Source organism: Mycobacterium persicum (assembly GCF_002086915.1).
GTDB classification, from domain to species: Bacteria; Actinomycetota; Actinomycetes; order Mycobacteriales; family Mycobacteriaceae; genus Mycobacterium; species Mycobacterium persicum.
In genome coordinates this window covers 1,591,065-1,607,978 of the sequence record NZ_MWQA01000001.1, presented here as the reverse complement: position 1 = coordinate 1,607,978, position 16,914 = coordinate 1,591,065, and the positions used below count along the sequence as shown (strand labels likewise).

General features: G+C 68.9%; 6 protein-coding genes. All 6 read right to left on the bottom strand.

Annotated features, from left to right (window positions below):
* Positions 1 to 54: 54 nt before the first annotated feature.
* From B4U45_RS07085 to B4U45_RS07060, 6 genes are read right to left on the bottom strand one after another with little or no spacing between them, the layout of a single operon-like run.
* Positions 55 to 279: an MbtH family protein gene (locus B4U45_RS07085; protein WP_075545594.1), complete on the bottom strand. Its 225-nt coding sequence runs from the start codon at positions 277 to 279 to the stop codon at positions 55 to 57.
* Positions 257 to 1,543 (bottom strand): NADPH-dependent L-lysine N(6)-monooxygenase MbtG, encoded by a 1,287-nt coding sequence (gene mbtG / locus B4U45_RS07080; RefSeq protein WP_075545593.1) that lies wholly within the window; start codon positions 1,541 to 1,543, stop codon positions 257 to 259. The genes B4U45_RS07085 and mbtG overlap by 23 nt, the downstream gene beginning before the upstream one ends.
* On the bottom strand, positions 1,540 to 5,949 hold the full coding sequence (locus B4U45_RS07075; protein WP_083155629.1) for a non-ribosomal peptide synthetase: 4,410 nt from the start codon (positions 5,947 to 5,949) through the stop codon (positions 1,540 to 1,542). Before B4U45_RS07075 ends, mbtG begins: the two co-directional genes overlap by 4 nt.
* Positions 5,946 to 12,446 carry a non-ribosomal peptide synthetase gene (locus tag B4U45_RS07070; RefSeq protein WP_083155628.1) on the bottom strand — a complete coding sequence of 2,167 codons (6,501 nt, stop codon included), beginning with the start codon at positions 12,444 to 12,446 and terminating at the stop codon, positions 5,946 to 5,948. The genes B4U45_RS07075 and B4U45_RS07070 overlap by 4 nt, the downstream gene beginning before the upstream one ends.
* Positions 12,439 to 15,549, bottom strand: a complete 3,111-nt coding sequence (mbtD, locus tag B4U45_RS07065; protein WP_075545590.1) for a mycobactin polyketide synthase MbtD — start codon at positions 15,547 to 15,549, stop codon at positions 12,439 to 12,441. The genes B4U45_RS07070 and mbtD overlap by 8 nt, the downstream gene beginning before the upstream one ends.
* The gene (locus tag B4U45_RS07060; RefSeq protein WP_371686071.1) at positions 15,549 to 16,880 is read right to left on the bottom strand and encodes a beta-ketoacyl [acyl carrier protein] synthase domain-containing protein; all 1,332 of its coding nucleotides are present in this window, start codon (positions 16,878 to 16,880) and stop codon (positions 15,549 to 15,551) included. The genes mbtD and B4U45_RS07060 overlap by 1 nt, the downstream gene beginning before the upstream one ends.
* Positions 16,881 to 16,914: the final 34 nt, after the last annotated feature.

Sequence of the window (16,914 nt, the reverse complement as noted above, 5' to 3'; positions counted from 1 at the left end):
GTTGTCGTAGCTGTCGCGATCGGGGAATCGTAGTCGCGGCGCCGGCGGGCCTGGCTAACCAGACCGCCTCGAATTCACGGCCTCACGCAGGCTTTTGGGCCGCATGTCGGTCCAGTGTTCCTCGACGTATTGCAGGCAATCTGCCCGGCTGGCTTCGCCGTACACCTTGCGCCAGCCGGCCGGGATCTCGGCGAACGTGGGCCACAGGCTGTGCTGCTCCTCGTCGTTGACCAGCACGACGAAGGTGCCGGTCTCGTCATCGAAGGGATTGGTGCTCATCAGTTCTCCTACTAGAAGGGTCGGTTTGGGGTAGCTCGGCGCCCAGCACCCGGTCGGAAAGCAGGCCCAGGCAGCTGAGGTTGGGAAATCCGGGCCCCTGGTTCAGGCCGGCCAGTCCGGGCAGAAACAGCTTCGGCGTGACGCTATTGACGGCGAGGTCGTAGCCGATCGACTCCTGCAAACGCTCGCTACTCAGCGGCCCGCCGAGCCCGAGCTCGAGCAGGTCGAGCGCATCCTGGTTCAGCAGCGTGGTAAACCACAGCGCGTCAACCCCAGAGCCGTCGATGACCAGGTCGAAACCGTGGACGGTTTCGAAGTTTTCGGTACCCCGGTCGGTGCTCAGGGTGAGCCGGATCTGTTGGTCGCGATCGACCGCGTGCGCAACCCGGCCGCGCAGGTGCCGGATCCGGTCGTCGGCCATCAGCGCATCCTGCACGCTCGACGAGAACACGCCACGGTCGGTGCGTGCGATCGCATCACGTCGTTCCGGCAGAGTCAGGGCAGACCAGTCGGACGGGTCGGAGAACAGCGAGTTCTCGAAGAAGCCTTCGCCCCGGGTGAACAGCGTGACCTGCGGTGAGATGACGGTGATCGTCGAAATCGGGTGCCGGAACAGCTCATGGAGCATGGCCGCGGCCGTCTCGCCGCCGCCGATCATCGCGACTCGCTCGGCGCTGATCCGGTCGTGCTGGGCGGCGCGATGCCAGAACTGCGCGATGGAGAGCACCCGCGGATTGCCCGGCAGCAGCGTCCGTTCGGCTTGGCCGGGCCCGGTGATCATCAACCCGTCGGCGTGCACGGTGCGCTCGGCGGTGCGCAGCGCCCAGCGCCGGCCGTCGAGGGCGATTCGTTCGACCTCGCCGTAGACCACCGCCATGTCGATTCGCTCGGCGACCCAGCGCAGATACTGGCCCCATCGGCCGTGGATCGGCGCCGGGCGGCCACGATCGATCCATTGGGCGAATTGACCGGTGGCGATGAGATACGCCTGCCAGCTGTAGCGCGTCATCCGCTCGTCGAGCTCGGCGTTGCGGCGCGGCACCAGCGACGAGCGGTACGGGAAGCCGACGTCTTTTTCCGGGCTGGTGCCCAAGCTTTGGGCCCCGTCGGTCCAGCCGCCGCCGGCCTGCCAGTTGGCGGCCACCCTGGTGCGTTCGACGGCGACAACGTCAGGTGTGTCGACACCCATGGCGCGCAACACCGACGCCTTGGCGGCGACGGCCACCGCCTTGGCCCCGGCGCCGACGACAGCTAGCGTAGTCATGTCACGGTCTCCTTGAGAGATTCATTCCAAAGATCCTGCAGCGCAGCCAGATCCGACTCGCTGAGGATATCGGGCAGGGCACGCCACTGGGTCAACAAGATTTGCTGGTCGCCGGAGCCCAGCACGGTGGCCATGATGACCAGTTCGTGACGCAGCGCCACGTTCGGTTCGGGCAGCGGCGGCAGTCCGCCCAGCAGCTCGCGGTCCAGGCGCACGCTGGCGCCGGCGTCACCGACGTCGGTGCGGCCCAGGTAGTTCAGCAGTAGCTGCGGCCCCGGAACACAGTTGAGCGCAGCCGCGGTATCGGCGCGCAGGTAGCGCAGCAGACCGTAATCGATTCCGGCGCCGGGGACAGCCGCCAATTGCTCGGTCACGCGATGCGGGTCGGTGGAATACACTCGCAGCGGATAGATCGCGCTGAGCAGGCCCACGGTGTCGGTGGTATCGATCATGCCGTCGGTGTCGTCGACCAGAGCGTCGGCGCGGCCGTGGGTTTCCAGGGCCAGCAGTGGCGCCGGCGTCGGCTGACCCCGCCGTTGCCGCCACCGGGTCACCGTCCGCGCCGCCGCCGCGACCAGCAGGTCGAACATCGGCACACCCGAATCCAGCAGTCGACCGGTGATGTCGGTGTCGGTCACTGCGGCGCGGATCAGCAGGCCGGCGGCCCGATCACGGTCGGCCTGTACCCGTCGGGCGCCCAGATCCGGGTCCTCACCCTGGAGCTGGGAAAGCCAAAACGGCATGGTGTCAAGAGTTTCGGCGCGCCGCAGGAGCGCTTGGGCCCACCGCCGGTAGCTGGTGTGCTCGGGAACGGGCGCGGGTGAGTGGCCGCCGGCCAGCGCATGCAACGCGGCGTCGAGTTCACCGACCACCACCCGCCACGACGCCGGGTCCATCGCCAGCACATGCGCGGCCAGAAGCAGCACCCCCGGACCGGTCGGCGGCCGCAGCCACCTGGCGGCCAGCAGCGAACCACGTTCGGGATCAAGGCTTTCCAGAGCCGTCTCGGCGTGTCCGGTGACCGCCGCCTGCAGATCGCCGGACACCGCTGCCTCGTCGAAGAAGTCACCGACCGGGGTGGGCACCAGGGTCATGTTGGTGCGGTCCAGGCGGGTGTGCAGCACTTCGTGGCTGTCGACGATGGCGGTCAGCGCCGCCCGCAGTTGTTCGGCGGTGATCTCCTCGGGCAGCCGGATGGCTTCGACCTGTCCCATCCGCCGCGGCTCGCCGTATTCATAGACCCACATCGCGTTGGGCAGCAACGGGATCGGTTCGTTGCTGTGCTCGGTGTCGCGGGCCGCGCCGGTGGCTTCGGCGTCGATCGCGGCGGCGAGTTCGCGAATGTTGTTGCACTCCAGGATGAGCCGGGCGCGTAGCGGAATGCCGCGGCGGCGCGCCGCCTGGACCACCGAAAGCGCCACGATGCTGTCCAGTCCCAATTTCAGGAAATCTGCGGTCACGTCGACCTCGGAGATCTGCAACATCTCCGAAAGCAACCCGGCCAGTGCGGATTCCGTGGCGGTTTCGGGTGCCGACCCGACGGGACCGGCATCGACGTCGGGCAGCGCGGCCTCGTCCAGCTTGCCGTTGGCGGTCAGCGGGATCTTGTCGACGACGACGATGCGCTGCGGCACCATGTAGCGCGGCAGCCGCTCACCGAGCATGGTCCGCAACTCGGCTTCGGTGGGCTCCGAGCCGTTCGCGGTCGCGGCGCAGGCCGTCAACCGAGCGCCCCCCTGGTGTTCGCGGACCACGACATGGGCGTGACGTACCCCCGGGTGCGCCTGCAGCGCCGCGGCGATCTCGCCGGGTTCCACCCGATAGCCGCGGATCTTCACCTGCTCGTCGGCGCGGCCCAGATAGGCCAGCGAGTCGTCGGGCTGGCGGCGCACCACGTCGCCGGTGCGATACATCCGCTCCCCGGACCCGAAGGGGTCGGCGATGAATCGATGTGACGTCTCACCGGGGCGTCCGAGATAGCCGCGCGCCAATTGTGCTCCTGCCACATACAATTCACCGGCCGCACCGCGGGGCACCTGGCGCAGCGCGGAGTCCAGCACGTAGGCGCGGCTCTGCCGGGTCGGGCGCCCGATCGACGGCGCGGCGTGCTCGGTGATGTCGGCGACCACTGCCTCGACGGTGGTTTCGGTGGGGCCGTAGCAGTTGTAGGCCGCCATCCCGCTGCGCGCGCATGCGTCGCGGATCATCTTCCAGGTCGGCGGGGCGACGGCTTCGCCGCCCAGCGCGAGCACCGTCAACGGCACGCTGGTGAGCAAACCGAAGGCTCGCAGCTGGGCGAACATCGACGGGGTGGTGTCGATCATGTCGATGCGGTGCTCGGCGATCGCCTGCACCAGCGACTCGGCGTCGCGCTGGGTGCGTTCGTCGACGACGTGCACGCTGTGGCCGTCGAGCAGGGCGACCAGCGGCTGCCAGGCGGCGTCGAACGCGAACGACCAGGCGTGCGCGATCCGCAGCCGTCGCCGCAGCCGGGCGGCGGCGGGCCGCAGCACGGTGTCGATGTGGTCGTCGGCATAGGCGCCCAGCGCGGCGTGGGTTCCGATGACGCCCTTGGGTTCTCCGGTGGTCCCGGAGGTGAAGACCAGGTAGCCGGCTTGGCGGGGGTCGACGTCGACGGGACGGAAATCGTCGGCCTGGCCGGACGCTGCGGAGGCTGTCACCATGTCCTCGTCAATGACGATGGTGGCACCGGTTTGGCGCAGGATCGATTCCACCCGCTCCGGCGGCGTCCCCGGTTCCAGCGGCACGCACACCGCACCGGATTTGAGCACCGCGAGCAGCGCGACGACATACTGCGGGCCGCGGGAAAGGCGCACCGCCACGGGCGATTCCGGCTCGACCCCGCGACCGATCAGTACCGCGGCGAGCCGGTTGGCCGTCGCGTCCAGCTCGCCGTAGGACATGGACCCGCAAGCCCAGATCAGCGCCTCCTGGTCGGGACCGGCCCGCGCAACCGCGGCGAAGCGGGTGTGAAAGCCTGCTGCCGGGCGGACCGGCGCTGTGCCGGCGGCGCGCAGCGGCCGGCTCTCTTCGTCGAACAGCACGCTGACCTCGCGCAGCGGGTGCTCCCAGCTCGACAGCAGCCGCTCGGCGGCGGCCAGCACCCGCCGGCCGAGCGTCTCACCGGTGGTATCGCCCAGCGCGCCGTGCAGCACCTCGACGAACATGACCAGCTGCCCGTCGTCCAGGTGGGCGGCCAGCGCGACCGGGAAATGCGTCACGCTCTCCAGCCCGGCCGGCCGGAATGTCACGCCGCCCGCGGTCAACTCACCACCGTCGGCCAGTCCCGAGGTGGGGAAGTTCTCATAGACCAGCAGCGTGTCGAACATCTCGCCGACGCCGCCGATCGCCCGCAGTTGCGCATGGCTGAGATAGCTGTGGTCCCGCAGCGTCGCCGCATTCCGTTGCAGCGCAACGCATTGCGCGCCGACTTCGGCGTTGGCGTCGAGCCGCACCCGCAGCGGCACGGTGTTGATGAACAACCCGATCATGGTTTCGACGCCGGACAGTTCGGCGGGCCGGCCCGAGACCGTGACGCCGAACACCACGTCGTCGCGGTCGGTCAGCCGTGACAACACCAGCGCCCAGGCCATCTGCATCAGGGTGTTCACGGTGATTCCGCGGGAGCGGGCACCGTCGTTCAACCGCGCGGTGGTCTGCCGGTCGGTGCGCAACTCGGTGCGCCGGGGCAATCCGGTCCGGGGCGCTTCGGTGGCCATCGACGCCGCCAGCAGTGTGGGGCCGGGTAACCCGGCAAGGTGCTCGCGCCATACCCGCTCGCTGGCCGAGCGGTCCCGCCCGGCCAGCCATCCGATGTAATCGCGGTACGGCCGCGGCTTGACCGGCAGCGCTTCCAGGTCACCGCCCGCCCCGTACAGCGCGATCATCTCCGCTGCGAACACCGGCAGCGACCACCCGTCGATCACGATGTGATGCGCGGTGATCACCAAATGCCAACGGGCATAAGGCAATTCGATCAGCAGGAACCGGATCGCCGGTGTCTTTTCGAAGTCGAACGGCCGAGACCGTTCCGCGGCCGCAAGTTTTTCGATATCCGCGGGCTCGGCGGCAACCTGGCGCCAGGGCAGCTCGACCCGCGACGGCACGATCTGCACGGGCCGGGGAATATCGCGGCTGACGAAGCTGGCTCGCAGGTTGGGGTGGCGCATCAGCATTTTCGCCGCACAGTCCTGGAGCAGCTCGACATCGAGCGGACCGGCGATATCGGCGGCGATCCCGACCAGGTACGGGTCGTCGACCGCAGACCCGTCGCCGGTGTCGGCCAGCCCGGAAAGCACGGTCAGCGAATACAGCCCTTCCTGCAAAGGGCTCAGCGCCATCACATCCTCGATGCCTGAGGGCGCACCGGTTTCGGTGGCGGTCATTGGTTACTCCACGATTGCGTGACCGCCGCCAGCTGTTCGGCGGACAATCCGGATGTGCTCATCGGCTCGTGGTGGGTATCGGCGGCGGCAGCGCCGTCGCCGTCAACGGCGCCACCGGATGCCGCATGCGATTCCACCGCTGCCGCCAACTGCTGCACGGTCGGGTTCTCGAACACCATCCGAGGACTGACCGGCAGACCGGCCGCCCGCGCCCGCGCCGCCAGCTGCACCGACAGGATGCTGTCTCCGCCGAGGGTGAAAAAGTCGTCGAAGCGCCCGATTTCGGTGATCGGCAGCAGGTCGACGAAGACCTCGGCCAGCGCCCGCTCGGTGTCGGTGCTCGGCGGCTCGCGGTGTCCGGTGGTGCTCACCGACGGCCGCGGCAGGCCGGGACGGTTCAGCTTGCCCGACTCGGTCTTGGGCATCTCGTCGAGCACGGTGATCGACGACGGCATCATGTAGCCCGGCAGCACCGCGGCGACTTCGGCCCGAACCGCCGATGCGAACGCGGATTTCGCCTCCTCGCCGGCGGTGGGGCGATGCGGCACCACATAGCCGGCCAAGGTGGTGCTGCCGTCGACGTCCCAGGTGCGCGCCGCCGCCACGGCCACCCCGTCGGCGGCCTTCAAGGCGGCTTCCACCTCGCCGAGTTCGACGCGGAAACCGCGCACCTTGACCTGATGGTCGGTGCGGCCGACGAACTCGAGTCGACCGTCAGCGGTCCAGCGGGCCCGGTCACCGCTGCGGTAGAACCGCGCACCGGGCCCGGTGGCGTACGGGTTGGCCACGAACCGCGCTGCCGTCAGGCCGGGCCGTTTCCAGTACCCGCGCACCAATTGCCCGCCGGCGTAATACAATTCGCCGACCACGCCGGGCGGCACCGGGTTCAGGCCGTCGTCGAGAAGATACACCTGCGCGTCGGGCATCGGGGTGCCCAGCAGCGGCACCGGCGGGGTCATCGGTCCGCGGACCAGCGCGCCGGACGTTTCGGTGGCGCCGAAGTTGTTCAGCAGCTGCGGGCCCGAAGCCGAACCGTCGGAGCCGTAGTGGGCCAGCAGCCGCTCCTGCAGTGACGCGGTCAGCGGCTCGGCGCCACACACCAGCCGGTACAGCGAGCCCAATGCTTCGGGCCACGCGTCGACGATGGTCGAGACCAGGCTGGGCACCGCGGTGACCTGGGCCACCGAATGGCGCTGGATCAGCGACGCCAGCGCCTCGGGATCGCGGTGCTCGGCGTCGTCGGCCAGGATCGTTGTGGCCCCAGCGGCCAGACCGCCCAAGGTTTCCATGCAGCCCTCGAGGAAGGTCCACGACGCCTGCGCCAGCCGGATATCCCGGTCGGGCACCGGGTAATTCCACAGCTGCCAGTTCAGCCGGGTGGTCATCGCCCGGTGGGTGCCCAAGACACCCTTGGGCGTGCCCGTCGACCCCGAGGTGAACACCAGATACATCGGGTCGTCGGGATGCGCGGCGGGTAACGGAGCTGCCGACGGCTCGCAGTCCAGAGCCTCCCGCACCGCCGGGTCGTCGAGCGAAATAAACGTCACTTCAGGCGATTCCGGCATGGTGTCCAGCGCCTCGGACGTCGCGACCACCACCTGTGGTGCCACGTCGTCGAGCATCAGCTGTTTGCGTGCCAGCGGATAACCGGGATCCAGCGGGAAGAAGCCGGCGCCGGCTTTCATGATGCCGACCAGCGCGACAACCATGTCGATGCCGCGTCGTGTCGACAGGCCCACCAGCGATCCGGGCCCCACGCCCCGCTCGGCGAGCAGGTGCGCGAAGTTGTCCGAACGACGATGCAGCGCAGGGTAGTCGAGCTGCTCGTCGCCGCAGCGCAGCGCGATGCGATCGGTGCCCCATCGGCGGCTGGGCTCGAGCAGCTCGGCGATGGTGCGCGGACACTCGGCCGGCGGCTCGGGGCCGCGGCTCCACTGGGTGAGAATATGCTGTCGCTGCTCGGCGTCGAGCAATTGCACGTCGCGCAGCCGCCGATCGACGTCGCCGCCAAATGCGTCGATGACCTGCGTCAGCCATCCGACCAGCCGCTCGATCGTACTGCGGTGATACAACTCGGTGCGGTAGAGGATGTTGCCTTGGTATGCGGCTCCGTCAGCATCGGAAGTGGCGAAGAAGTTGACGCTCAAGTCGGCGTGGGCGATGTCGAATGTCGGCTCCAGCGCGGTAAATACGGTGTCGCCGGCCGCGCTGGTGTCGATCACCCGTTCGCCGGGCAGGTGATCGCGGACGTGCACGACGGTCTGGAACAGCGGATTTCGCGACAGCGTGCGCACCGGGCTTACGGCGTCTACGACCCGATCGAATGGCAGGTCTTGGTGGGCGTAGGCGGCCAGCGCCGTTTCGCGGGCCCGGGTCAGTACCTCGCGCAGCGACGGGTTGCCGTCCAAGTTGTTGCGCAGCACCAGGATGTTGATGAAAAAGCCGATCAGTTGGTCGAGTTCGGGCTCGGTACGTGCCGCGATCGGTGTGCCCAGCGGAATGTCGACGCCGGCGCCGGCTTTGTGCAGCACCACGGCGACCGCCGATTGCAGCAGCATGAATTCGGTGACACCCAGCCCCCGGCACAGCTCGGCGAGCTTGCCGCGGGTCTGCGCGCCGATGCTGAACTCGACGGAGTCGCCGGCCCCGCTGGGCACCGCCGGACGCGGAAGGTCGGGCCGCAGCCCGGTGTCCTCGGGTATGCCCTCCAGCTGGCGCACCCAGTAGTCGCGTTGCGCCCGGGCGAGGCTGGAGTGTTCGTCTGGCTCCGACAACAACTCGCCCTGCCAGGCCGCGTAATCGGCGTATTGCAGCGGCAGTGGCGCCCAGGACGGCTGTTGCCGGGCGTGGCGAGCGCGGTAGGCGGTGAGCAGGTCGGCGAAGAGCACCCCACCCGACCAGTGGTCGATCGCGATGTGGTGCACCACCAGCGACACCACGTGCTCGTCACGGGTGTGCAGCACCGCGGCGCGGATCGGCCATTCGCGGTCCAGCTGGAAACTGTAGTGGCGCTCGCTGTCCAGCTGCTGCCGCAACCACTGTTCACCCTGCCCGGAGGCCTGCCGCACCGGCAGTTCAGTAGCCGATTGGACCACTTGATATGGCACACCGTCGATTTCGGTGTAGGTGGTGCGCAGGATCTCGTGCCGCCGGACCACGTCGCCGACGGCGGCGACCAGCGCGTCGACATCGCAGGGCCCGCTCAGCCGGGCGGCGAAGGGGATGTTGTTGACCTCGCTGGGTCCCTCAATCTGGTAGGCGAACCAGGTTCGCAGCTGGGCGGCCGACAGCGGCAGCGGACCCTCGTGTGAGGTCTTGACCAGCTTGGGCCGCTTGAAAGTGACCGCACCCGACTGCAACTGGTCGACCCGTTCGGCCAGCCGCCCCACCGTCACCAGCTCGAAGACGTCGCGGATGCCGAGTTCGGCGCCGCATTCGGAACGGATCGCGGCGACCAGCTTGGTGGCCACCAGCGAGTGCCCGCCGAGGTCGAAGAACGAGTCGTCCACACCGACCCGGTCGTGGCCCAGCAACTGGGTGAACAAGCCGGCGACAGTGCGCTCGGACGCCGTGGTGGGTTCGCGGTATTTGGCGGCCGAAGCGATTTCGGGCTGCGGCAGCGCGTCCCGGTCGATCTTGCCGTGCGTCGTGATCGGAATTTCGTCGAGGACGACATAGGCGGCGGGGGTCATGTAGTCCGGCAGCGCGGCGGCCACCCGGGCCCGGATGCGGTCCACGTCGACGGTTTCGGTGCCGCCGTCGGAACCGGTGACGTAGCCGACCAGGCTCTTGCCCAGCCCCGGCAGATCGGTGGCGATCACGACCGCCTGCCCGACGCTGGGGTCGACCGAGATGGCCGCGGCGATCTCGCCGAGTTCGATGCGGAAGCCGCGGATCTTCACCTGCTCGTCGGCTCGGCCGACGAATTCGATGTCGCCGTCGGCGTTTCGGCGCGCCAGGTCCCCGGACCGGTACAGCCGGCCGCCGGGGGTGAATGGGTCGGCGACGAAGCGTTCGGCGGTCAGCGCCGGACGGCGGTGGTAACCGTGCGCCATATGCGTTCCGCCGATGTAGATTTCGCCAATCACCCCGACCGGGACGGGCTGCAGCGCATCGTCGAGCAGGTACACCTGGGTGTTGATCTTGGGCCGGCCGATCGGGACGATCCGGGTGCCCTGGGTGCCTTCGACCTGATAGCTGGTGGCGTTGATGACGGTCTCGGTCGGTCCGTAAAAGTTGTACAACAGCGCGTCGAAGGTGGCGTGGAACTTGTCGGCGACCTCACCCGGCAGCGGCTCGCCGCCAATCGGCACCCGGCGCAGGGTGCGCCACTGGTTGACGCCGGGCAGCGACAGGAACAGGCCCAGCAGCGACGGCACGAAGTGCATCGAGGTGATGCCCTCGCGGTAGAGCAGATCGGTCAGATAACCGATGTCGCGCAATCCGTCCGGCCGCGGAATCACCAGCCGCCCGCCACAGATTAGCAGCCCGAAGATCTCCGCGATGGACACGTCGAACCCGGGTGAGGCCACCTGCAGCAGCCGGTCGGTCTCGTCGACCTGGTACTCGTCGCCGAACCAGACGAAGTATTCGGTGACCGGGGCGTGCGGCACCGGCACCCCCTTGGGCAGCCCGGTCGATCCGGAGGTGTAGATCAGGTAGGCGGTGTTGTCGGGCCGCAGCGGCCGGACCAGTTCGTCGGGCGCCGGGTCGGCCGGCGGATACCCGGCCAGGTCGGTAACCGGTTCGCGCAGTACGAGTTTGGCCTCGGCGTCGTCGAGGATGTAGGACAGCCGGTCCTGCGGATAGGTCGGGTCGACCGGCAGGTACACGGCACCGGCTTTGAGGACGCCCAAGGCGGTGATGACCAGCTCTGGGGACTTGTCCAGCAGCACGGCGACCCGGTCCTCGGTGCCGATACCCTGGTTGATCAGCCAGTGCGCCAACCGGTTTGCTTCCTCGTTGAGCTCGCGGTAGCTGTATCGACGGCCCTCGTAGACGACGGCGACGGCGTCGGGCGAGGACGCGGCGCGTTCGGCCACCAACGCCGGCATGGTGGTGGCTGTCGTCGAGAAGTGTTCGCCGGTGGCGACTTTGCGTAACCACTCGGCCTCGGCCGCGCCGAACAGCGAGAGCCGATTCAGCTCGGTGTCGGGGTCGGCCAGCGCGCTGTCGAGCAGGATGGCGTAATGCTCGAGCAGCTGAGCGGCCAGCGGCGGGTCGAGCACCTCGACGAGATACTCGGCCTCCACCAGCGCCCCGGATTCGGACAATTCCACCGTGAAACTCAACGGCAACTGGCTGAACTGGCCTTGCAGGTCGCCACGCTGACACTGCACGCCGGGCGGGCAGAAGCCGCCGCCGTCGGATTCGCGGAGGCCGAAGCTCACCCGGGTCATCCGGTCGGCGCCGTGGCGGCGGTCGGGGTTGGACTCGCGCACCAGCCAGTCGAGGTTGACATGCTGGTGGGCGAAGGCCCCGGTGGTGATGTCGCGGGTGTGCGCCAGTAGGTCGCGGAATGTTTGCCGGGATTGCGGTTGGGAGCGCACCACGACGGTGTTGCCGTAATAGCCGATAGCATTCTCGGCCCCGCTGCTGCGGTCGGTCACCGGTGCCGCGATCAGGAAATCCGTGGCATGGGTGTAGCGGTGGATCAGCGCGGCGAATGCGGCCAGCATCACCATGTATGGGCTGGCGCCGGACTCGCCGGCCAGCGCCGTGACCCGGTCGAGGGTGTCCGCGGACAGGTGCGCTGACACCCGTTGCGCTCGCCAGGTGCTGGGCACCGCCGATCCGTTGGCGCCCGGAAGTTCCAGCGGTTCGGGCAGATCCGACATCAATGATCGCCAATAGGCGAGATCTTCGTCGAGGGTGTCGGCGGCAGCGGCCGATACCGGCGGCGCCGCGGCGTCGAGGCCGCCGGGGTCGGAATAGGCACGGGTCAAATCCGTGAAGAACGGGCCCCACGATCCGTCGTCCCAGGCGATGTGATGGGCGGTGATCAACAGCATCAGCTCATCGGCGCCCAGCCGGACCGAGGTGACCCGCAGCGGGGAGTCGGCGGTCAGCTCGAAAGGACAACGAAACTCCCGTTGCGCCAGCACTTCCAGCCGCAACTGCCGGGCTTGCTCGGCCAGCCCGGAAAGGTCGTGTTGCGCCCAGCCGGGCCGTAGGTCGGTGTGTACCACCGGGCGCGGATCTCCGTCGTCGTCGGCGCGATACGTGGTGCGCAGCACCGGGTGCCGAACCGCCACGGCGTCCAGCGCCCGGTGCAACCGCTCAACGTCGACGGTTCCCGTCAGCCGGTAGGACGCGCAGACGTTGAGCAGTGAGCTGCTCGGATCGATCGACTGCACAAACCACAGCCGGCGCTGGCCGTCGGACAGCGCGGGGCCAGTGTCCTGCGGTGAGTCCTGGGAAGGCGACGCGGACCAGGCCAAGTCGGGCTCGGCCAGCCCACGGCGCAACGACGTCAAGTCTTGGTGGGTGTCAGTCACGCGAGGATCTCAACCTTTCTCGTCTTACGGGATTCGCGGTAGACCCGGGCTCCGCCGTTGGCTCCGGGCTCGCGGCTGGGCCGTCCGCGCTGGGGTCCGACTGCAGAATCGCGATCAGCTCGGCGCCGGTGATACCGCCGAGAAGTCGGGCCGCGGGCACCGATTTGCCGGTCCATCGGCGCAACCGGTCACGCAGGTCCAGCGCCAGCATCGAGTCCGCGCCGAGGTCGACCAGCGCCACGTTCAGGTCGACCGCCGCTGGACCATCGAGACTGAATGCCGCTGCGATCTCGGCGCGTACCAGCTCACTGATCGGTCGCTGGTCCGGACGCTGGCCGTCGGCCGCCGAGTCGTCGTCGCCTTCGGTGGTTGCCGTCGCGAACGGCATTGCGGCGCCCTGGCTTTCGAAGAACACCCGAAGGCGGTCGAAGTCGGCGGCCAGAATCAGCGGGTCGCCCTGACGGCACCCGAGACTGGTCGTGACCGCCGTGTCGGGGTCCATGGCGATCAAGCCGGACCGCTCGATGCGGGCGACGTCGTCGGCGGCGGCGATCGTGGTGCCCTGCCACAAGCCCCACCGCACCGACATGCAGTTCAGTCCGTTGCCGCGCAACTGGGCGGCCACGGTGTCGAGCATCCGGTTGGATGCCGCATAGCCGGCGTGCCCGTAGCCGCCCCACACTCCGGATACCGAGGAACACAGCAGGATCCGCGCATCCGGCCGCAGCGGCCATGCGTCGGTCATTCGGACCAGCCCGGTTACCTTGGCGGAGAACACATCTGCCCACTCGTGGTCGCCGAGTTGGTCATGGGGGGCGAAGCGGGCTGCGCCGGCGGCGTGGATCAGCAGCGACGCGCCGTCGCCGGCGTACTCGCCGGCCACCGCCGCCAGCGCGTCGGGGTCGGTGATATCGCAAGCCGGGGCGAGCACCTGCGCCGGGTATCCCGCGGTCAACCGGTCCAGCTCGGCCTGGTCGACGCCGTTGCGGCTCAACAGCGTGACCCGCCGAGCGCCGTGTTCGACGCAGTGCCTGGCGTACCGCAGGCCGATGGTGCCGTTGCCGCCGGTGATCACCACATGGTCCAGCGCCGCGGTGGCGACGCCTTCGGCCGCGGATTCGGCGGATTCGCGCAGCGTCCGCGTGAAGCAATCGAGCCCGGTGCCGGAATAGTGGGCGCGCACCGCGACTTCGATGTGATCGTCTAGCAGCACATCGATGCACCGGCGAGCGGTCGCCTCGTCGATATCCCGGCTCGGCACGTCGAGGTGGGCGAATGTCTGGTCGGGGAACTCGAAACCGACGCTGCGGTGCATCGCGGCCAGCGCGGCCTGCGCCGGCAAAGCCGCCGGTGCGCTGGCGTCCACCTGTTCACCGCAGATGGTAACCAGCCATACCCGTCGACAGCGCGCCCCGACCGCCCGGTGATAGTCGAGTTGCTGGGCGCCACCGCGGAGTTGGCCGGCCGCGGCGATCGCGTCCGGCTGCATCAGCGCCGGTGCGATGATCACCGCGATCTCCGCCTCGTCGGTTCCCGTCAGGTCGCACGCGGGATGCGCCGCGACCGCCTCTGTCAGCCGCCGCGCCACCGGATCGTCGGCGGAGTCGGGCGTCACGATCGCGACGGCGGTGGCCGGCCGATCAGCCGCGTCATGTTGACTCTGGTCGCTCGCCGGCAATTTCTCCCACCGCTCATGGGCGACCACCAGAGCCGACCCGGGTGCCGGCGGCAACGGCTCGGGGGTGGCCCACAGATGGATGGCTCGCATCGGCGCGGTCGGGAAACCCCGCAGCAGCGGCTGGTCGCCGACGCCCGCGACGTCGCGCCAACGGTAACCGGGATTGGCCAGCGCGGCGGCGGCGATATTGGCGGACAAGTGGTCCACGACGGGTCCGTCACGGCGGCCGGAAACCACGATCAGGGCGTCTTCGGCCAGTTCGGCGAGTGCGTAACGCAGCGACGGATGCGCCGACATTTCCACGAACGTGCCCGCGCCGCGTTGCCGAGCCGTTGCCGCGGCCTGATCGAATCTGACTGTGTTGCGCAGGTTTTGGTACCAGTAGTCGGTGAAGTCGGTGTGTGGCGTGACGACGTCGCCGCGAGCCGAGCTGACGAACTCCACCGGTGCGTCCAAGAACTCCGATGCGGGCAGCAGTTCGCGCAACGTGTCGCGCAGCGATTCCAGCTTGCTGGTGTGCCCCGGATAGTCGACGGTCAGCTCGCGAGCGAAAATGCCGTCCTCTTCGGCTCGTCCCACGATGGCGGCCACCGCGTCGCGGTCCCCGGAAACGACACTCGACGACGGCCCGTTGACTGCCGAAAGTTCCAGCCAGCCAGGCGTTTCGGTGATCAATCGCGTGGCCTGGTCGGCGCCCATGCTGAGGACCGCCATGCCGTAGCGGCCCGACAGCCGGCCGACCACCGTGGCTCGGGCGGCCACGACCGCGACCGCGTCCGCCAGCGTGATGGTGCCGGCCACGTAGGCGGCAGCCGCCTCTCCCAGGCTGTGCCCAATCGTGAGGTCGGGCAGCACTCCGCAGGATCGCCACACCTGCGCCAAACTGGCGGCGTGGGTGAATTGTGCTCCCTGGATGTCGATCTGCGACCAGCCGTGGTCCGTGTCGGCTGCCGAGCCGGCTGGCGGCTCGCCCACTAGATAGGGCAGCGGCGACGGCAAACCCGCGGCGACGAACGCGTGCGCGCAGCGGTCCGCCTCCGCCCGGTACGCCGGAAGGTGCTGGTACGCCTCGGCTCCCATCGAGGCCCATTGATTGCCCTGGCCCGGGAACGCAAACGCGGTCCGGGTCTTGGCGTTCTCCGAGGACCGGGCGACCAGCGGATGCTGTTCACCAGCGGCCAGTGCGCGCAGCCCGGCCTCGAGTTCGGTGCGGTCAGCGGCCCGCACGACCGCGCGGTGGCGGCGCACCCGCCGGGTGCGCAGCAGCGTGGCCGCCACCGCCGGGGTCACGTCGCCGGTTCCGGGTTGCCTCCCGAGGTGCTCGAGGTAGTCGAGGATGGCCGCGGCGTCCTGACCGATCAGCTCCTCTTCATGTGCGCTGAGCAGTACCGGCACGCGGTTATCGGGAAATCGGTGCGTCGTCATCATGCGGCCTGTGCCGTCGGGGCCATCGAGACGATGAGATGGGCGTTGGTGCCGCTGATGCCGAAGGCGGAGACGGCGCCGATCCGTTGCCCGTTCACGGCCGGCCACGGGGTGAGTTCCTGCGCTAGTCGCAAACCCTGTCCGTCCCAATCGATTTCCCGACTCGCCTCGGCGGCGTGCAGGGTGGGTGGAACAGCGCCATGCTCGGCGGCGACCAGCACCTTGGCCAGCCCGAGCGCGCCGCCGGCGGCCTGCGCGTGGCCGAAGTTGGACTTCACCGACCCCAACAGGGCGCCGCGACCCGGTTCGGTGTTGCCGTAGGTTTCGGTCAGCGCCTGCAATTCGGTGCGATCACCGAGCCTGGTGCCGGTCCCGTGCCCCTCGATCATTCCGATCTGCTCGGGCCCGAGCCCTGCTTGGGCCATCGCCCGCAGAAACAGGCGGCTCTGGGCCGCACTCGACGGGGCCGCGAGCCCCGCGCTGCGACCGTCCTGGTTGAGCGCGCTGGCGCGGACCTCGGCAACGATTCGCCTGCCGTTGCGCAGCGCGGCCGACTTCCGTTGCAGGACAAACACTGCCGCACCCTCGGCCCAGATGGTGCCGCTGGCCTGGGCGCTGTAGGGCCGGCAGTGGCCATCGTCGGACAGGGCGTGCTGCTTGGAGAACTCGACGAAGAAGCCCGGAGAGCCCATCACGGTGACCCCGCCGGCCAGGGCCATGTCGCAGTCACCGGCCCGCAATGCCTGCACCGCAACATGAAGTGCTGCCAGCGCAGACGAGCATGAGGAGTCGATCGTCAACGCCGGGCCGGCCAGCCCCAACAGGTAGGAGATCCGGCCGGAGATCACGCCGGATGCGGTCCCGGTGAGCAGGCGTCCGCTGTGGCCGGAGAACTCCGCCATGTCGGGTCCGTAACCAGTGAGATAGGCGCCGACGTAGCAGCCGACGTCGTGTCCGGCCAGGTCGTCGGGGTTGATGCCGCTGCCTTCCAGGGCGCGCCAGGCGACTCGCAGGGCGACCCGCTGCTGCGGGTCCATCGAGATGGCCTCGCGCAGCGAAATGCCGAAGAACGCCGGGTCGAAGGTCGCCGCCCCGGTCAAAAAACCGCCGCAATTATGGATCCTCTTGAATCCCTCGCGGCAGGACCCGGTCAGCAGATCGCGAATTGGCCAGCCCCGGTCGGTGGGCAGCGGGCACAACCCCTCCCGTCGTTGCGACAGGAAGTCCCAATAGCCCTCCGCGGTGTCGACACCGCCGGGTGCTTCGATCGCCATGCCGACGATGACGATCGGATCTGGGTCGACGACGGTGCCCGGCTGGTGGTCAGACATCCCAGACATCTCAGAAGCCTCAGACATCCCAGTG